18 protein-coding genes are annotated in these 17,928 nt (G+C 71.3%); 10 read left to right on the forward strand and 8 right to left on the reverse strand.

Annotated elements, in window-relative coordinates; genetic code table 11:
* The first annotated feature begins 120 nt into the window (after positions 1–120).
* Complete coding sequence (hemE, locus tag G3576_RS26915; RefSeq protein ID WP_268888590.1) at positions 121–1,188, forward strand: uroporphyrinogen decarboxylase; 1,068 nt, start codon at positions 121–123, stop codon at positions 1,186–1,188.
* A 45-nt stretch (positions 1,189–1,233) separates the two neighbouring features.
* Here hemE and mltA read toward each other — a convergent pair whose 3' ends face one another.
* The gene (gene mltA, locus G3576_RS26920; protein WP_328729914.1) at positions 1,234–2,184 is read right to left on the reverse strand and encodes a murein transglycosylase A; all 951 of its coding nucleotides are present in this window, start codon (positions 2,182–2,184) and stop codon (positions 1,234–1,236) included.
* A 220-nt stretch (positions 2,185–2,404) separates the two neighbouring features.
* On the reverse strand, positions 2,405–3,088 hold the full coding sequence (locus G3576_RS26925; RefSeq protein ID WP_164697583.1) for a Tim44/TimA family putative adaptor protein: 684 nt from the start codon (positions 3,086–3,088) through the stop codon (positions 2,405–2,407).
* 135 nt (positions 3,089–3,223) lie between these two features.
* Between G3576_RS26925 and G3576_RS26930 the strand changes: the two genes are divergently transcribed.
* The 4 genes from G3576_RS26930 (at position 3,224) to G3576_RS26945 (ending at position 7,004) form a co-directional block, all read left to right on the forward strand.
* A complete protein-coding gene (locus tag G3576_RS26930; RefSeq protein ID WP_164697584.1) occupies positions 3,224–3,781 on the forward strand; it encodes a histidine phosphatase family protein in 558 nt (185 codons plus the stop codon).
* A gap of 377 nt (positions 3,782–4,158) precedes the next feature.
* Positions 4,159–4,629 carry a protein-export chaperone SecB gene (secB, locus tag G3576_RS26935; RefSeq protein WP_164697585.1) on the forward strand — a complete coding sequence of 157 codons (471 nt, stop codon included), beginning with the start codon at positions 4,159–4,161 and terminating at the stop codon, positions 4,627–4,629.
* Positions 4,630–4,807: 178 nt separating this feature from the next.
* Positions 4,808–6,352 (forward strand): apolipoprotein N-acyltransferase, encoded by a 1,545-nt coding sequence (lnt, locus tag G3576_RS26940; RefSeq protein ID WP_328729917.1) that lies wholly within the window; start codon positions 4,808–4,810, stop codon positions 6,350–6,352.
* Between the two features lie 205 nt (positions 6,353–6,557).
* A complete protein-coding gene (locus G3576_RS26945) occupies positions 6,558–7,004 on the forward strand; it encodes a helix-turn-helix domain-containing protein (protein WP_164697587.1) in 447 nt (148 codons plus the stop codon).
* 30 nt (positions 7,005–7,034) lie between these two features.
* Here the strand turns inward: G3576_RS26945 and G3576_RS26950 are convergent, their stop codons facing one another.
* Positions 7,035–7,535 (reverse strand): DUF2244 domain-containing protein, encoded by a 501-nt coding sequence (locus tag G3576_RS26950; protein WP_164697588.1) that lies wholly within the window; start codon positions 7,533–7,535, stop codon positions 7,035–7,037.
* Between the two features lie 146 nt (positions 7,536–7,681).
* On the opposite strand from G3576_RS26950, the gene nth reads away from it, so the two are divergent.
* The gene (nth, locus tag G3576_RS26955) at positions 7,682–8,329 is read left to right on the forward strand and encodes an endonuclease III (RefSeq protein ID WP_164697616.1); all 648 of its coding nucleotides are present in this window, start codon (positions 7,682–7,684) and stop codon (positions 8,327–8,329) included.
* Positions 8,330–8,418: 89 nt separating this feature from the next.
* The gene (locus G3576_RS26960; protein WP_164697589.1) at positions 8,419–9,126 is read left to right on the forward strand and encodes a calcium-binding protein; all 708 of its coding nucleotides are present in this window, start codon (positions 8,419–8,421) and stop codon (positions 9,124–9,126) included.
* A 99-nt stretch (positions 9,127–9,225) separates the two neighbouring features.
* Here the strand turns inward: G3576_RS26960 and G3576_RS26965 are convergent, their stop codons facing one another.
* Positions 9,226–9,810, reverse strand: a complete 585-nt coding sequence (locus G3576_RS26965; protein WP_164697590.1) for an HdeD family acid-resistance protein — start codon at positions 9,808–9,810, stop codon at positions 9,226–9,228.
* 48 nt (positions 9,811–9,858) lie between these two features.
* Complete coding sequence (locus G3576_RS26970) at positions 9,859–11,100, reverse strand: M24 family metallopeptidase (RefSeq protein ID WP_164697591.1); 1,242 nt, start codon at positions 11,098–11,100, stop codon at positions 9,859–9,861.
* An 85-nt stretch (positions 11,101–11,185) separates the two neighbouring features.
* On the opposite strand from G3576_RS26970, the gene G3576_RS26975 reads away from it, so the two are divergent.
* From G3576_RS26975 to G3576_RS26985, 3 genes are read left to right on the forward strand one after another with little or no spacing between them, the layout of a single operon-like run.
* Positions 11,186–12,190: a TRAP transporter substrate-binding protein gene (locus G3576_RS26975; RefSeq protein WP_164697592.1), complete on the forward strand. Its 1,005-nt coding sequence runs from the start codon at positions 11,186–11,188 to the stop codon at positions 12,188–12,190.
* Positions 12,190–12,684 (forward strand): TRAP transporter small permease, encoded by a 495-nt coding sequence (locus G3576_RS26980; protein ID WP_164697593.1) that lies wholly within the window; start codon positions 12,190–12,192, stop codon positions 12,682–12,684. The genes G3576_RS26975 and G3576_RS26980 overlap by 1 nt, the downstream gene beginning before the upstream one ends.
* Positions 12,681–13,970 (forward strand): TRAP transporter large permease, encoded by a 1,290-nt coding sequence (locus G3576_RS26985; protein WP_207623057.1) that lies wholly within the window; start codon positions 12,681–12,683, stop codon positions 13,968–13,970. Before G3576_RS26980 ends, G3576_RS26985 begins: the two co-directional genes overlap by 4 nt.
* Positions 13,971–14,025: 55 nt before the next feature.
* Here the strand turns inward: G3576_RS26985 and G3576_RS26990 are convergent, their stop codons facing one another.
* From G3576_RS26990 to G3576_RS27000, 3 genes are read right to left on the reverse strand one after another with little or no spacing between them, the layout of a single operon-like run.
* Positions 14,026–15,633 carry an FAD-dependent oxidoreductase gene (locus G3576_RS26990; RefSeq protein WP_164697594.1) on the reverse strand — a complete coding sequence of 536 codons (1,608 nt, stop codon included), beginning with the start codon at positions 15,631–15,633 and terminating at the stop codon, positions 14,026–14,028.
* On the reverse strand, positions 15,630–16,583 hold the full coding sequence (locus tag G3576_RS26995) for a Bug family tripartite tricarboxylate transporter substrate binding protein (RefSeq protein ID WP_164697595.1): 954 nt from the start codon (positions 16,581–16,583) through the stop codon (positions 15,630–15,632). Before G3576_RS26995 ends, G3576_RS26990 begins: the two co-directional genes overlap by 4 nt.
* Before the next feature lie 13 nt (positions 16,584–16,596).
* Entirely contained in the window at positions 16,597–17,871 is a 1,275-nt protein-coding gene (locus tag G3576_RS27000) for an FAD-dependent oxidoreductase (RefSeq protein ID WP_164697596.1), read from the reverse strand.
* Between the last annotated feature and the right edge of the window lie 57 nt (positions 17,872–17,928).

The following is a 17,928-nucleotide window of genomic DNA, read 5'->3' on the forward strand; positions in this document are numbered from 1 at the left end:
CACCGCCCACAGCCCCCAATATCTACCCCTGACTCTTAAGGATTCTTTCTTCTTGTATGGATGGGTCGCCGGAAGCCGCGCCATCGGGCAGGATGCGGGCACGGATCGAGGGAGGTTGGCTTGACGGCTGAGGCAGGTGCGGCGACGGGCGAGAACAAGCCCCTGCTGCGGGCAGTGTCCGGGGAGGCCGTGTGGCCGCCGCCGATGTGGCTGATGCGCCAGGCCGGGCGCTACCTGCCGGAATACCGGGAGGTACGCGCCAAGGCCGGCGGCTTCATCAAGCTCTGCACCACGCCGGAGATGGCCGCCGAGGTCACGCTGCAGCCCATCCGCCGCTACGGCATGGATGGCGCCATCCTGTTCTCCGACATCCTCATGGTGCCCTGGGCCATGGGCCAGGGGCTGCGCTTCGCCGAAGGCGAGGGCCCGGTCCTCGACCCCATCCGGGACGCCGCGGGGGTCGCGGCGCTGGAACTGGAGAAGGTGCGGGAACGCGCCGCGCCGATCTTCGAGACGGTGCGGCTGACCCGCGCGGCGCTCAACCAGCATGCGAACAAGGTCTCGCTGATCGGCTTCGCGGGCAGCCCCTTCACCGTCGCCTGCTACATGGTGGAGGGGCATGGGTCGAAGGATTTCCACACCGCGCGCGGCATGGCCTTCAACGATCCGGCGCTGTTCGGCCGGCTGATCCGCACCCTGGTCGATGCCACCACCGACTACCTGCTGGCGCAGGCGGAGGCGGGCGCCGAAGCGCTGATGCTGTTTGACAGCTGGGCCGGCATGCTGCCGCCCAGCCAGTTCCGCCGCTGGGTGATCGAGCCGACGGCGACCATCGTGCGCAGCCTGAAGCGCCTCCATCCCTCCATCCCCATCATCGGCTTCCCGCGCCTGGCGGGGCCGCTGATCGGCGAGTATGCGCAGCGCACGGGGGTGAACACCGTCGCCATGGATACCGCCATGGACCCGCGCTTCGCGGCCTCCGCCGTGCCGGCCAATGTCGGGCTGCAGGGCAACCTCGACCCGCTGGCGCTGATCGCCGGCGGCGCGGCGCTGGAGGCGGAGGCGCGGCAGATCCTGGCCGCCATGCGCGGCCGGCCCTTCGTCTTCAACCTCGGCCATGGGATCGAGAAGATCACGCCGCCGGAGAACGTCGCGCAGCTCGTGCGGATCGTCCGCTCAGGGGGCTGAGAACGCCCCACAAAGCCGCTGCGCAGTCTTGCGGGGACCCCGGGCTCAGGGGGCTGGCGGCGGCAGCAGGACGAAGAGGCGGGCGGGGTCGCGCATCGGGCCCGCCGCCTCGGCGGCTGCCTCGCCCCAGCCGGTGAAGAGATCGGCGCGGGCGGGCCCGCGGATGGCGCCGCCGGTATCCTGGGCCACGGCCAGGCGTTCCAGGCCCCTCCCGGCGACCCAGACGGGCGTCCCGAGGGGCGTCTGCGTCCGGTCCACCGCGAGGGACCGCCCGGGCATCAGGGGCGCCCCCAGGGCGCCCAGCGGGCCCTTCTCCGGCGCCAGCCCCGTCAGCTCCCGGAAGAAGACGTAGCTGGGGTTGCGGGCCATCAGCGCGGCGGCGTCCGTCGGCGGCGCGGCGCGCAGCCAGTCCCGGATCGCCTGCATGGACATCGCCTCCCGCGCCACCGCCCCGCTCTCGATCAGAAAGCGGCCGATGGCGACATAGGCGTGGCCATTCTGCGCGGCATAGCCGAGCCGCCGCACGCTGCCATCCGGGAAGGTGACGCGGCCCGATCCCTGGATGTGCAGGAAGAAGGCATCGACAGGATCGACCCAGGCCAGCTCCAGCCCCTGCCCCGCCAAGGCACCGCCCGAGATGGCGGCACGGTCCGGGAAGGGCTGCAGGCGCCCGTCCCGCACCAGCCCGGCCGTGCGACGGCCCCGCAGGTCACTGGCGAAGCTGCCGAGATCGACCTCCACGAGCGATGGCGGGCGGGCGAGCAGCGGCGTGGAGAGCGCCGGCGTCGGCTCTGTGCTGCCGCGCAGCTCGGGCTCGAAATAGCCGGTCAGCGTGCCCTCCCCCACCGCCCAGGGGGTGAAGTGGCGGGTCAGGAAGTCGCGGGCGGCGGGCTCGTCATCCGGCGGGACCGCGGCGGCGGCGGCGCAGGCGGGGGCATAGTCGCCGGCATCGCGCGCCAGCGGTCCATCGCCACCCAGGGCACGATCGGCGGGCATGCGGGCGAGGACGGTGCAGCTTTCGCGGAAGGCGGGGATGGCCTGCGAGACCCGGTCGGAGGACCAGCCGGGGAGGTCGGTGAAGGGGATGGGGTGGGGAAGGGGCTGAGTGCAGGCGGCGAGGGTGAGCGCCAGCAGCAGGGTCAGAGGCCGTGCGACGCTGTGCCGCGGACCCCCACCCCGACCCTCCCCCGCAAGCGCGGGGGAGGGAGCGGCCAGGTCAGACGCTCCTGGTGGCAACCAGGCGCCAGGTGGGGTCGGGGTTGCGGAGGTCGCGCTGGAAGGTCCAGACGTCGGTGAGTTCGGTCACCGCCTCGGCCCCGGCGGCGATGCTGCCATCCCGCGCCGTCGTCAGGTTCACCTGGTCGCTGACGAAGCGGACGGTGACGTCGGCCACGGTGCCGCGTAGGTCCGCCGCCTCGATGGCCATCTCCTGCATCGCGCGGACCTCGCTGCGCTGCGTCTCGCCCTCACCCTCGCGGCGGGTGATCTCACCCTCGAAGCCCGCATAGGTGTCGTCGGACAGCAGCGCGCGCAGCGTCTGGCGGTCGCCGCGGGCGAAGGCATCCACGATCATGCGGAAGGCGCCCTCGGCGCCCGCGAGGAAGCCATTGGGCTCGAAGGACGGGTCGACGCCACGGATGCGCATCAGCGCCTGGCCGACCGGGCTGCGCGGATCGGGAACGGAGACGCGCGCCTGGCTGGCGGGGGAGACGCTGGCCGGCGGCAGCGTCGGCTGGTCGCTCTCCACCGGGCGGGGACCGCGCGGGTCGTAGCCGGCGCCATCCTCCCGCCGCGGCCGTTCGAAGCCGGTGCGGCGGCCCAGCACGCTGCGCAGGCGCAGGACCAGGAAGGCCGCGATCATGGCGAACAGGATCAGATCGACAGGAAAGCCGCCGGACATTGCCAACTCCTCATTCTTCACTCACTTAAGGCCGGCCGTGGTCACCCGCAACGCCCTGGATCCCCTTTGGACCCCGATTGCGACGCACATGGCCTCTCGCTATCGCAAGAGCCCTCTCCAGGAGCCGCCTGCCCCATGATCCTGCTCCGCCACGGCCAGAGCGAGTTCAACCTGCATTTCAGCGCCACGCGCCGCGACCCCGGCATCAAGGACCCGCGCCTGACGCCGCTCGGCCATGAACAGGCGGAGACGGCGGCGGCGGCGCTGGCGGGGGAAGGTATCACGCGGATCATTGCCTCCCCCTATACAAGGGCGCTGGAGACGGCGGCGCCGCTGGCCAGGCGGCTCGGCCTGCCGGTGCTGGTCAATTCCCTGGTCCGCGAACGCTACGCCTTCACCTGCGACATCGGCAGCCCCGCCACCGCGCTGCGGGCGGAATGGCCGGCGCTCGACCTCGCGCATATCGAGGAGGTGTGGTGGCCGGCGGTGGAGGAGCCGGCCGAGCAGGTGCTGGCCCGGGCCGCGCTGTTCCGCGGCGAGATGGCGGCGCTGCCGGATTGGCGGACGACGGTGGTGGTGGCGCATTGGGGCTTCATCCTGGCGATGAGCGGCCAGAGCGTCGGCAACGGCACCTGGCTGCGCGTGGACCCGACGGAGCCGGCGCTGACCGAGGTCAGCTGGAAGCACCACTGAAGCAACCCGTTGTTTTCGCTGTGCTTTAGGGGATTTAGGTCCGGTATTTTTTAGGGCGTAGTATTTCCGTTCTCTTAAGTCATTGGAATTGTTCATCTTTGGGAAGGCGGCTACTACGCCTTTAGCCGATTAGGCGCATTTAGCACCGTTTTTCGAGGTGTCCTGGGTTTCGTGCCGGGGGTCTATCGGGCGGAGTCCGGGCTTTTGGCGTTCCGAACATACCAGGAACATAGACTCGGTTCCCAGCCTTTTCTCGGTTTCCGGCGGTCCAGGGTCGCCTTCGACCCTGGCGGGGGTGCAGGGGGCAGCGCCTCCTGCTGTTCCCCACCCCCTCACCCGTGCTAGCTCCCCGCCCGACCGCACCAGACGGAATCCCGATGTCCGACCAGAATGCCAATCCGAACGGCACCATGCCGATCCAGCTGAACATCCAGTACACCAAGGACCTCTCCTTCGAGGTGCCGGGTGCGCCGGAGATCTTCGTCTCCCTGAAGGAGCAGCCTCGGGTGGACCTGGCGCTCGACGTCCAGGCGCGGCCGGTGGAGTCCGGCGGCAATGTCTATGAGGTGTCGCTGCAGATCCGCGCCGATGCGAAGGTGGGGGAGACCCCCTGCTTCATCGCCGAGCTCGCCTATTGCGGCGTCTTCACCATCAATGTGCCGCAGGAGCATCTGGAGCCGGTGCTACTGGTGGAGTGCCCGCGGCTGCTCTTCCCCTTTGCCCGCAACATCCTGGCGGATGTGACGCGCGATGGCGGGTTCCCGCCGGTGCTGCTGGCGCCGATCGACTTCGTGGCGCTGTGGCAGAGCCGTCGCGGCCCGAATGCGCAGCAGGTCGGCAACGCCTGATCCCAACGGCCGCTTGCAGCGACTCGTTGGTGTTGATTTTGTGCCCTCAGGCGCCGGGCGGCCGCATCCGCGGCCTTGGCTCGCCGCATAGGCGGCGGGCCGCATTCGCGGCCTCGGCCGGCTTTGCCGGCCGCCCGTTACCCCATCATGCCATTCGGGTCTTCCCATGAGCGGTCGCGTGGCGCGCCTCCGGGAGGCGCTCACGCGCCGCCTCGAGGGTCCTGGATTCTGGCGGGCGCTCGCGACCGCCTTCGGGTTGGGTGCCATCGCGGCCCTGGCCCTGCCGCCGGTGCATGCGGTGCCGGTGCTGCTGGTTTCCCTTCCCGGCCTGTTCATCATGACGATGGAGGCGCCGACCGCCCGCCGGGCGGCGCTGGTCGCCTTCGCCTGGGGCTGGGGCTTCCATATTGCCGGGCTGCATTGGCTGACCAATGCGATCCTGACGGAGGTCGAGCGCTACTGGTGGCTGGTGCCGCTCGCGGTGCCGGGCCTGGCCCTGCCGCTGGCGGGTTTCACGCTGGTGCCGGCGCTGGCGGCGCGCTGGGCGGCGCCGGGCTGGCCGCGCATTTTGGCCTTCTCTGCCGCCTTCGTGGCGGCGGAGATGCTGCGCGGCATCCTCTTCACCGGTTTCCCCTGGAACCTGATCGGCACGGTCTGGGCCTTCGGCGCGCTGCCCATCCAGGCCGCGGCCTGGATCGGCGTGCATGGGCTGAGCCTGGCGACGCTGCTGATGGCGCTGGCACCGCTGATGGGCTGGCGCGGCGCGGCGGGCAGCCTGGCGGCGGTCATGCTGTTCGCAGCCTTCGGCGTGGCGCGGCTGCTGCCGCAGGAGCCGGATCCGGAGCCGGTCGCGCTGGTGCTGGTGCAGGGCAATGTGGCGCAGGAGGCGAAGTGGCGGGAGGAAAGCCGCATCCCGATCTTCCAGCGCTACATCGACCTGACCGCGGCCGGCGTGCAGGCGGCGCAGCGAGACGCGCCGGGCAGCCGCATCCTGGTGATCTGGCCGGAGACGGCGAGCCCCTATCTGCTGGCGAATGACCCGGCCGCGGCAAGGCTGGCCACCGCCCCCCTGCCGCCGGGGGCGACCTTGCTGGCGGGCTCCGTCCGCGCGGAATTCGCGCCCGATGGCAGGCCGACCCGGGTCTGGAACAGCCTGGTGGCGCTGGATGCGCAGGGGACGGTGCTGGATGCCTATGACAAGGCGCATCTGGTGCCCTTCGGCGAATACACGCCGCTGCGCGGCCTGCTGCCGATCCGGCTGGTGATCTCGGCGCTGGATTTCACGCCCGGCCCCGGGCTGCGCCGGATCAGCCTGCCGGGGCTGCCGAGCTTCGGCGGGCTGATCTGCTACGAGGTGATCTTCCCGGGCGCCGTGACGCCGGCGGAGCGGCCGGGCTTCCTGGTGAATGTCACGAATGATGCCTGGTTCGGCGTCTCCGCCGGGCCGCACCAGCACCTGGCGACGGCGCGGCTCCGGGCGGTGGAGGAAGGGCTGCCGCTGGCCCGCGCCGCGCAGACCGGCATTTCCGCCGTCTTCGATGCGCGCGGGCGGGAGGTGGAGCGGATGGGCCTGGCGGAGACCGGGGTTGTGCTGGCGCCGCTGCCGGCCGCGGGCAGCCGGACTCCCTTCGCCGCCGTCGGATTGTATATTCCTTTCACATTACTCGCGCTGGTAGCCATCGCGGCCGGCCTTGGCTCTCGCCGGAGGGCTGGGCGGGGGTGAAGGGTGGGTGATGCGCCGTGATGCGCGTAGCAGGCGTGCACTTTAATGAGATTTCTCAAAAGAGTTGACAAAGTCCTACCGCGTCGATACCCCTTGGGACGGCCCGAAGACCCGCGTCTTGCACGCATCGATGGGTCCCAACCGGGCCAGGACGGCCCCAGCAAGGGTTGGTAACCTTTCTGGCGCGGAGTTCGGAGTGTTGGCCATGGCGAGCGAAGACGTCGTCGAGCGGGCGGAGCGTGAGCACCGCCCCAGCCCGATCGACGTGCATGTGGGCAGCCGGGTGCGCCTGCGCCGCACGCTGCTGGGGATGAGCCAGGAGAAGCTGGGCGAGGCGCTCGGCCTGACCTTCCAGCAGGTGCAGAAGTATGAACGCGGGGTGAACCGGATCGGGGCGAGCCGGCTGTTCGACCTCTCCCGCGTGCTGGACGTGCCGATCGGCTTCTTCTTCGACGACATGCCGCCGGAGATGGGCGGCAGCCAGGCGAACCGGCGCTTCGGCGGCTTCCAGGAAGTGCAGGAAGGCTTCGAGGACGATACGCTGCACCGGCGGGAGACGCTGGAGCTGGTCCGCGCCTATTACCGGATCACCGATCCTTCCGTCCGCAAGCGCGTCTTCGACCTGATCAAGAGCCTGGCGCCGACGGAGTAGGTCTTCGGACCTCTCTCCCTCGGGGCGGGTTCAGCGCAGCTGGGGGTTGTCGAAGACCGGGTTGCGATACCGGCCGAGGGCTGCCTGCAGCGCGGCGGCGAGGTCCCGCTTCTCATCCGGCGCCAGGAAGGTGCCGACCTCGACCCGGCGGTGGCGCTGCACCAGCATCAGGCGGGGCGATCCCCCCTCCTCCTCCAGCCGCACGCGGGTCCAATAGGGCTCCAGCTCCGCCACGCGGCGGCCACCGCGGCCATCGGCGGTGGCGACATGCAGCTTCCCCTCCGTCAGCCGCACCACCTCCACCGCCGCACGGGTCCAGCGGCGATGCAGCGAGACCAGGAAGAGGACCAGCAGGACCTCGATCCCCAGGAAGGGCAGCACCGGCCAGGCGCCGAGCAGGGTGAAGAGCACCGCGGGGATGGCGGCGCCCGCGCAGGCGAGGATGACGAGCCAGCGCATGCCCCGGTCGCTCAGGCTGCGGGGGGGCGTGCTGACGGCCTCGAACAGGATCGGGTCGGAAGCGGCTGACATCACCTTCCAGTATGGGGTAGGGCTGCGGGAACGCCATGCCCCAGATGCCATCGCCCCGTCCGAAAAAATCCGCGGCCTCCCCGGCCAAACCCGCCAGGCCCAAGGCGGCACCCAAGGCGGCACCCCGCACCCGTCGCGCCAAGGTGATGAAGGCGGAGCAGGCCGCCGCCTTCCTGCGTGCGCTGGCGGCCGCCAACCCGGCGCCGGAGACGGAGCTGCATTTCCGTGACGCCTATACGCTGCTGGTCGCGGTCGCGCTGTCCGCCCAGACCACCGATGTCGCGGTGAACAAGGCGACGGCGACGCTGTTCGAGGAAGCGGCGACGCCGGCCGCCATGGTGGCGCTGGGGGTGGAGGGCGTGGCGAAGCACATCCGCCGCATCGGCCTGTGGCAGGGCAAGGCCCGCAACGTCGTCGCCCTGTCCCAGCTGCTGCTGGACCGCCATGGCGGCGTGGTGCCGGAGGACCGCAAGGCACTGGAGGCGCTGCCCGGCGTCGGCCGCAAGACCGCGAATGTCGTGCTCAACGTGGCCTTCGGGCAGGAAACGATGGCGGTCGATACGCACATCTTCCGGCTGGGCAACCGCACCGGCATCGCGCCGGGCAAGACGACGCGGCAGGTGGAGGACGGGCTGGTGAAGCGCTGCCCGCCGGAGATGCTGCGGGATGCCCATCACTGGCTGATCCTGCATGGCCGCTACGTCTGCAAGGCGCGGATGCCGGAATGCTGGCGCTGCCCGGCGATCGAGCATTGCAACCACACCGCGAAGGTCCTGGCGCCGCCCGCGCGGTAGGCGGCTTCGCACACGCGGTCGTGCTGGCGCCGGGGGGCGCCAATCCCGCGCAAGTGTATAGTATACGATCCATTGCGCGGAGATGGATCATGGCGGTTATCACGGGGCTGGTGGGGGCGGATCGGCTGCGGGGGACGCAGGAGGGCGACATCATCCTGGGTGATCCGGCGGGCCAGGTGCCGGGCGGCGGCAACGTGATCCTGGGCTTGGGCGGCGATGACGTGGTCTTCGCGGGCTACGGCTCCGACACGGTCCAGGGTGGCGAGGGCAACGACACCATCACGGGCAGCGGCCTGTTCCCGGGCCCCGGCCAGGGCGGTGCCTTCCTGGCGCGCGACGATGGGGCGGACCGGCTCAATGGCGGTGCGGGGGACGACGTCATCCAGGGCGCCGGCGGCGATGACCTGCTGGAAGGCGGAGCGGGGAACGACCTGCTGCTCGGCGAATGGGGCAATGACCGGCTGGTCGGCGGCGATGGGGACGACGTGCTGGTGGGCGGGCTGGGCGCTGACCGGCTGACGGGCGGCGCGGGCCATGACGTCTTCGTCTTCGGCTTCACCGCCGCGCCGGCGGCCTTCGGGCTGGATGCGGGGCTCGGCGCGGCGCGGGACCAGGTGCTGGACTTCGCCCAGGGCCAGGACCTGCTGCGCTTCGAGGGCATCGCGCCGGAGGCCGTGTCCTGGGACATCCGCGCCGGGGGCGTGATGGTCCACATCACGGGCTTCGACGGCAGCCAGGGGGAGATCTGGCTGCGCGGCGTGACCGGCCTGACCGCGGATGACGTGATCTACGCCTAGCGCACGATCCGTCCCGTTGGACGGATCTCGTGCGCTATCAATTATTTCTTCTAAAGCACGAAATCCGACCAAGCTGAGTCAGCTTGATCGGATAGTGCTTTAGGGGGCGGGCCCGTGCGGGTCCTTCGCGATCCGCCGCAGCCGCCAGCCGATGGCGAGGAAGAGCCCTCCCGTGACCAGCGCCTGGAGGCCGACCAGCCAGACCAGGGCCAGCATGCCAGGCCCGGGTGCCACGACCATCCAGGCGCCGACGAAGACCGCGAGGGCGCCAAGCAGGCCCATCAACACGTCGCCGGCGCGGAAGGCCATGACGAGCCGCATGGCGCCGACGATGGCGGCCCAGGCACCGACCATCACCACCAGCAGCACGGCGGAGACGCCGGGCATGACCAGCACGCCGACGCCCGCGAGGGTGGAGGCGATGCCGTCGATCCAGAGCCAGGTGCGGGAGCGGTTGCCGACCGGGTCCGGCGTGCCGCGCGCGGCCTGGAGGAGGGTCGCGATGCCCTCCACCAGCAGGAAGGCGGCGAGGAAACCCAGCACGAAGGCAAGGCCAAGGCCGGGGGCGACGAGGGCCAGCAGGCCGAACAGGATGCCGGCCACGCCGCGCAGCAGGAACAGCCACCAGCCCTGCGCCAGCATGCGCACCACGGCGAAGCGGCCCTCTGGCATTGATCCCGACATGGTTGGCGCCCCCGGCACGGTGAGGCCGATGCAACGCCCCTGGTGGCGTCAGAGTTCGACCAGGCCGCGGGGGAGGCCGGCGCCGGCGAGGGTCTCGGCGCCGTGGTCGGTGATCAGGAGCATGTCCTCCACGATGAAGCCGCCGATGCCGTCGAGATACCAGGGCAGCTCGAAAGCCATGACCATGCCGGGTTCCAGCACCACGTCGCTGTCGGCGGCGGTGAAGGGCCATTCCTCCGACCAGATCGAGGCGCCGAGGCCATGGCCGAAATGGCCGCGAGCGTAGCTCGGGAAGCCGGCCTCGCGCACGATGCGGAGGCAGGTGGCATGGATGTCCCGCAGCGCGGTGCCGGGCCTGAACAGGGTGCGGCCGGCTTCGAAGGCGTCGAGCAGGGGGGCGAAGACCTCCTTCGCCAGGCGGGGGGCGGGGCCGAGGGTGAAGGTGCGGGCGAGGTCGGCGGAATAGCCGCCGACGACGGCGCCGACATCGACCTTTATGACGTCGCCCTGCTGGAGGCCGCCGGGGCTGGACCAGGGGGAGGTGCCGAAGCCGACATACTCCCAGGCGGTGAGCGGCGCGGTGGCGGCGCCGGCGTGCTGCTGCACGAGATCGAGGAAGTGGCGGCCGAGCGCGGCGCGCGTGGCACCCTCCCGCATCGCGGGGACGAAGGCGTGGAAGGCGGATTCCGTGATGGCGCCGGCCTGGCGGAGCAGGGCGATCTCGGCCGGGGATTTGTGGGACCGGAGGCGGTCGAGCAGCGCGGAGGCGTCGGTGAGGCGCGCGGGGGCGATGGCGGCTTCCAGCGCCAGCAGGTCGAGGGCGGGGACGGCGGAAAGCTCCACGCCGAGGCGCGCGGTATCGAGGCGCTGGTCGGCCAGCAGGGCGCGGAGTTCCGCCAGCGCCGCCTCCCGGTCGAAGGTGGCGGGGCGGGCGAAGCCGGGGGGGCGGTGGGCGGTGGCCGCCGCGACCAGTTCCGCGGCGCTGGCGTCGTCCCGCATCACGGCGCGGAGCGACAGCGCCTCCGGCCAGATGGCGTGGGTGCGGAGCGGCGTGCAGCCGGCGGCCTCCGCGGCCGGGGCGAAGAGGTCGCTGGCCACGGCGCCGACGGGAAGCGACGGATCGGCGGGGATGACGGCGAGCGCGGCGCCGAGGCGGCGCCAGCCGGCCGCGACACCGGCAGGGGCGCCGGTGGCCCAGGCGAAGGCCTCCGGCGAGACGACGAGCAGGGCATCGAGCCCCGCTGCCTCCATCATCCGCGCCGCGCGGGCGCGATCGACATGTCCTGGCATGAGGCCATGGCAATGGCCGCGTGACCGATTGTCAATCATCGCGCGTGGCCCCTATCGTCGCGCGGATGGGATGGGAGAGCGTGCGATGAAGCGGTTCGTGCTGGGGGCGCTGGCGGCGCTGATGGCGGGCGGGGCTGAAGCCCAGACGACGGAATGGCGCTTCCACAACAGCTACGCGCCGACGCGCATCGAGAGCCAGCATGTGCGGGAGCTCGCCGCCGATGTCCGCACGCGGAGCAATGGCCGCTTCGTGCTGAACGTCTTCGAAGGCAACGCCATGAACCTGCGGGATGCGGACGCGCTTCGCACCATGCAGGGCGGCACGCCGGAGATCAGCTTCATCTGGCCGCCCTTCCTGGGGCGCGACGATGCGGCGATGTCCTCCATCCTGGTCTTCGGGCTGATCCGCAACGCCGCGGAGCTGAACCGCATCATGCCGGCGCTGCAGCAGAGCCTGAACGAGGGCATCCGGCGCTGGAACATCGAGCCGGTGGGCTACATGCAATTGGGCCTGCTGGATGCGGCCATCTTCTGCCGGTCGCCCGTGCGGAGCCTGGATGAGCTGCGGCGGGTGAAGCTGCGGGTGGGGTCGCGGGAGCAGGTGGAGACGTTCCGGACGCTCGGCGTCGCGGCGCAGATCGTGCCGCAGCAGGAACTCTACAGCGCGATGCAGACGGGCGTGGTGGATTGCGCGCTGTATCCGCCGCGCATCGTGCACACGATCAGCCTGCAGGAAGTGGCGAAGCATGCGACGAGCACCGGCTTCGCCTTCCCGCCCACGCCCTACATCGTGATGGCGCACCAGGCGCGGTTCCGGGCGCTGTCGGCGGAGAACCGCACGGCGCTGCAGCAGGCCACGGCTGCGATGGAACAGCGCAGCGCGCGGTTCGAACAGGATGCGGCGGATGACGAGGCGAGCCGCGTGCGGCTGCGGGAAGCCGGCGTCACCTTCCACCCGACCTTCACCGAGGCCGAGCAGCAGGCGATCCGCACCGCCGCGCTGAACACCTGGGACACGCTGATGCGGGAGGCCGGCGGGCAGGGCCCGGCCTGGCGCGCGCGCATCCAATCCGCGCTGACCGGGAACTGATGCAGGCCATCGACCGCGCGTTGCTGCTGGCGACGCGCGGGCTGCTCGCGCTTTCGGCGGCGTGCTGCGCGGCGATCCTCGGCCTGGTCGTGGCGGCGGTGGTGATGCGCTACGCCGTCGCGGCGCCGTTCCGCTTCACGGAGGAATTGTCGGGGCTGCTGCTCTCCGCCATGGCGTTTCTGGCGCTGCCCTTCGCGATGGCGGGGAATGCCAACATCCGGGTGACGCTGGTGACGGACAAGCTGCCGCCACTCGGCAAGCGCATCGCCTGGTTCCTGGGCCAGTGCATCATGGTGGCCTTCTGCGCGGTGTTTGCGTGGGAGGGCTGGGCGATCGCCGATTTCACGCTGATGCTGAACCTGATGAGCGAGCAGGCGCGGCTGCCGCTCGGCCCCTGGGTGGTGCTGATGCCCGTCAGCCTGGGTGTCACGGGGCTGGTCGCGGCCTGGGTGGCGCTGCGGCCGCCTCCCGCGGAAAAGGCGGCACCTCTGTGATCTGGACCACGCTGCTGGGGATGCTGACGGCGACCGTGCTGTCCGGCGCCGTGCTGGGCGCGGCGCTGGGGCTGACGGGTTTCACCATCCTGCATTTCTTCGCCGGCGGATCGACGCGCATCGGCGTGCAGACGGTGTGGAACACGCTGAACGAGTTCACGCTGACGGCGATTCCGCTGTTCATCCTGCTGGGTGAATTGCTGGTGGCGTCGGGGCTGGCGCGGGGCGTGTATCGCGCCATGGCGCCCTTCTTCGGGCGGCTGCCGGGGGGCTTGCTGCACACCAACATCGCGGTCTGCACGATCTTCGGCGCGGTGTCCGGATCCTCCATGTCCGTCGCCGCGGCGGTGGGGTCGGTGGCGTATCCCGAGCTGAAGTCGCGGGGCTATGACCGGGCGCAGACGGTGGGGACGCTGGCGGCGGGCGGGACGCTCGGGCTGCTGATCCCGCCATCCCTGTCGCTTCTGATCTATGGGGCGCTGACGGATACCTCGATCGGGCGGTTGTTCATCGCGGGCGTGCTGCCGGGGCTGATGATGGCGGCGATCTTCATGGGCTGGATCGTCTTCGCCGCGCTGCGCAACCCCGCCATCGCGCCGGCGGAGAAGCGCGTCGCGATCGGGGAGGCGTTGCGGGGATTGCCGGCGGTGCTGCCGCTGCTGGTGCTGATCGTGGCGGTGCTGGGCAGCCTCTTCGCGGGGCTGGCGACGCCGACGGAGGCGGCGGGGGTGGGCGTGGCGGCCGCCGCGATCCTCGGCTTCACCATCGGCGATCTGACGCTGCGGGGCGTGGGCGTGGCGTTGATCGGCACGGTGCGCACCTTCGCGGTGATCGCGATGGTGTTCGTGGGTGCGCTGGTGCTGGCGCAGGCGATCAGCCTGCTGGGGTTGCCGCAGCAGATGCTGCAGGCGGTCTCGGCCTGGGGCCTGTCGAAGTGGGTGCTGCTGCTGGTGGTGGTGGTCGTCTACCTGGTGCTCGGCATGTTCTTCGACGGCTTGTCGATGATGATCATGACCTTGCCGCTGGTGTTTCCGCTGCTGACGGGCGTGGGGTTCGATGCGGTGTGGCTGGGTGTGGTCGTCACCATCATGATCGAGGTGGGGATGCTGACGCCGCCGGTGGGGATGAATCTCTTCGTGCTGGTCGGCATCACCGGTGGCGAGGTGAAGCTGGGCGATGCCGCTGTCGCCGCCCTGCCCTACTGGATCGCGCTGCTGCTCGGCGTGTTCCTGCTCTGCCTCTTCCCCGGCATTGCGCTGCTGCTCCCCGGTCTCGCTTTCGGTTGAGGCGGGGTCCGGGGGGCGCCACGCCCCCCGGCGGAGCGCGAGGCAGCGCCTCGCATCAGTTCCGCGCGCTGAGCCTCTGCCCCGCGACATAGCCCCAGGTCATATATGGCCCGATCGTCGTCCCCGTCCCCACGCCGCGCGTTCCCAGCGGATTCGCCGATGACGCGCCCGCCGCGAACAACCCCGCGATGACGCTGCCGTCGGGGCGCAGGACTTCCGCGTGTTCGTTGGTGCGGGGTCCGCCCTTGGTGCCGAGGATCGATCGGTTGAAGGGCATGGCGAGGAAGGGTCTGCGTTCGATCGCTTCCAGCCCGCCGCGGCGGCGCTTGTCGCCGGAGGCGGCGGCGTCGGCGGCGGAGGGGCGGCCGAAGTCGCTGTCCTTCTGCGCGGCGCAGAAGCTGTTGTAGCGGGCGATGGTTTCCGCGAGTGCCGTCGCGTCGAGGCCCGTCTGTGCCGCGAGGTCCGCGATGGTGTCAGCGCGTTTCAGCCAGGCGGGATCGGCGCGGGCGCCCCAGCGGGCGGGGGGCAAGCGGTCCAGCAGGCGGGCATCGCTGATGACCCAGCAGGGCAGCTGCACCGGGTTGCCGGCGGCGTCGCGTTCATCCATCGACTCGCCGATGTTGAAGCGCAGTTCGTTGGCGAAGCGGCGGGCGTGGCGGTTGACGATGATGGCGTTGGGTTCGGTGTGGAAGGGCACGGGCCGGGCCATGAGGCGTCCGTGCAGCGTGGTGGGGATGGAGGGGGTGAGCGTCGCCTGGTCCATATGGGCCAGCGCCGCGCCGGCAGCTTCCGCCATGCGGTGGCCATCGCCGGTATTGCCGGCGGGGCTACCGAGGTAGTCCACGGGGCCGGGGAAGTGCTGCGCGAGCAGCGCGGAATCCCATTCGAAGCCGCCGGTCGCGATGACGACGCCGCGCCGCGCGGTGATGGCGTGGCGCGCACCGCGCTGTTCCACGATGGCGCCGGTGATGGCGCCCGTCTCGTCGCGCGTCAGCTCCACCGCGCGGGCTTCGAGTTCGATCTGCACGCCGGCATCGAGGCAGCCGCGCAGCAGCCCGGTGATCAGCGCCGTGCCCTTGCCGCGTGTGTTCGTCAGCAGGCGCCAGAGCAGCCGCGGCCAGAGCTGCCAGGCCGTGCGGAAGGGGTGGTGGTAGAGGTCGGTCTCGACGGCCTCGTGATAGGTGAAGAGTTCGGGGATGGTGGATTTCCGGATGCGCAGCGCGAAGCGCCCGGCCTTCCAGCGGGAGAGCGGGAGCGGCGAGAGCATGCGGCCGCGCTTCCGGGCGCCGGGGAGGTCGCGCAGCGGGTCGGGCTCCGGCGTCAGGGCGAAGCGCAGCGGCGAGTTTTCTTCAATGAAGCGCAGCATGCGTGGCGAGGCTTCGACCAGGCGCTGCCAGAGCGCGTCCTCCGTTGCCGCCCATCCCTCCGGCGCGGCGGCGCGGATGTAGGTCAGCGCGTCCTCCGCATTGTCCTCGATGCCCGCGGCGGCGGCGTGATGGTTGGCGGGAATCCAGGTGCCGGCGCCGGACATGGCGCTGGTGCCGCCGAGGCGGTCCGTCTTCTCCAGGACGGTGACGCGCAGCCCCGCCCTGGCGGCGGTCAGCGCCGCCGTCAGCCCGGCGGCGCCGGAGCCGAGGATGAGGGCATCGGTCTCGTGCTTCATTCCGCGCGGATGCCGCCGGCGCGCACCACCTCTCCCCAGCGGCGATATTCCTCGGTGAAGAGGGCGGCGAAGGCGGCGGGATCGCGGGCCGCGCGCAGCAGGCCGAAGCCCGTGATGCGGGCGGCGATGGCGGGGTCGGCCAGGGCTTCCGCCAGCAGCGCGCGCAGGCGATCCACGCCGGAAGCCGGCACGGATTTGTTGGCGAAGAGGGCCTGCCAGCCATCGGCCTCCACGTCGCGGACGCCCTGTTCGGCCAGCGTCGGCACCTCCGGCAGCGCCTCCAGCCGCGCGGGGCCGAGCACGGCGAGCGCGCGCAGCCTGCCGTCGCGGATCAGCGGCAGGGCGGAGGAGAGGGAGGCGAAGGAGAAGCCGATATTGCCGGCGACGAGGTCCGGCAGCATCTGGCCCTCCCCGCGATAGGCGACGGATTCCACCGCCGCGCCGGTGCGGCTGCGGAAGACCTCGATGGCGAGGTGGGAGAGCGTGCCATTGCCGCTGTTGCCCGCATTCAGCGACTGCACGCGTGAAGCGGCGACGAGGCCCGGCAGGTCCCGCAGCGGCGAGGCCGCGGCCACCACCAGCACGAAGGGCGCGGAGGCGACAAGGCCGACGGGGACGAAATCCGTGGTGACGTCATAGCCCACGGGTTGCGTCGCCAGATGCGGCACGATGGTCATGCTGACGCTGCCGAGCAGCAACGTATGCGCATCATTGCTGGTGGCGGCGACGCGCGTGCCGATCATGCCGCCGGCGCCGGCGTGGTTCTCCACGATGCAGGGCTGGCCGAGGCGCGGCGTGAAGAACTCCGCCAGCATGCGCGCCAGGATGTCCGCGGGGCCGCCAGGCGCGAAGGGGACGATGAGGCGCACGGGACGCGTCGGCCAGGCGGGCTGCGCGAGGGCGGGCGTGGCGAGGAGCAGCGCGGGCAGGGCGCGGCGGGTGAGGTTCATCGGGGCTTCCTCCTCATGGCAGATGGGCACCGCCTTCTCGCAGGGCGGCTTGCAGGGCCGGCACGTCGCAGGAGGCGGGCGCGGCATTGCCGCGCGCGGCCATGGCGGCGGCGAGGCCCGCGGCCTGGCCGATGGCCATGATCGTCGGCATCACGCGGGTGGCCGCATGCGCCTTGTGGGTGGCGGAGATCCCGCGCCCCGCGACCAGCGCATTGTCGAAGCCGAGCGGCAGCAGGGACCGCAGCGGGATGGCATAGGCGTGGTCCTCGCCGAAGCCCTCGAAATGCAGGCCGGCGCCCTTGGCGGGGTGGATATCCATGGGATAGGCGCCCCAGGCGATGCGGTCGGGGAAGGGGGTGGCGGCGCGCAGCTCCTCCTCCGCCAGCACATGCTGGCCGTGGATGCGGCGGCTTTCGCGCACGCCGATCTGCGGCGCGAAGGCGACGAGGCGCCCCTCGGCACAGCCCGGCACCAGGTCCCGCAGGAAGGCGCTGGCGGCGAGGGACTGGCGGCGGCCCTCGACCTCGGCCTGCGAGAGCGCCAGCGGGTCCGTGGCATCGAAGGCCAGGCGGCCGATGTTGAACCAGGCGTCGCGCGTGCCCTCGATGCGGCTGGCGTGGAGGGCGGCGCGGGCGAGCCGGCCCTCCTCGACACCCCGGCGGGACAGGGCGGCGAGGTCCTGGGGCGAGAGGGCATCGAAGACAGCAAGGTCGATGGGCCCGAAGCGGAACATCGCCGTGGCGGGTTGCATCGCCTGGCCCTCGTCGAGCGGCAGGAAATCCGCGCCGAGGCGGGCGAGCAGGTCGAGATCGCCGGAGGCATCGATGACGATGCGCGGCCGCACGCGCCAGACGCCCGCCTTGGTGAGGAGATCGACGGACGTGATGGTGCCGCCCTGGCGCTGCGCGTCGAGGATGGAGGCATGGAACAGCAGCCGCACGCCGGCTTCCTGCGCCATGGAATCCAGCACGGGCTTCAGCACTTCCGGGTCGTAGCAGACGCGGTCCATGCGGTGGCCGGTGGACATGGTGAAACAGGAATGGCCGTCGCTGGCGCCCTGCGCCATGAGGCGCACGACCACTTCCTCCGCGATGCCGGCCACGACGCGACGGCCGGAGGCGGTTTCCCACCCCACGAACTGCCCGACCGCGGCCGCGGTGGCGGCGCCGCCGAGGAAGCCCCAGCGTTCCACCAGCAGCACATCGGCGCCGGCCCGCGCCGCCGCGACGGCCGCCACAACGCCCGCCATGCCGCCACCCGCGACCAGCACATCCGCCTGCATGTCCATGGGCGGCAACCTAGCGGGGATTCGCCGCAAGACCAGCCGGCCCCGGCGGGTTGACAG

This window comes from Falsiroseomonas algicola, assembly GCF_011040385.1.
GTDB lineage: Bacteria > Pseudomonadota > Alphaproteobacteria > Acetobacterales > Acetobacteraceae > Falsiroseomonas > Falsiroseomonas algicola.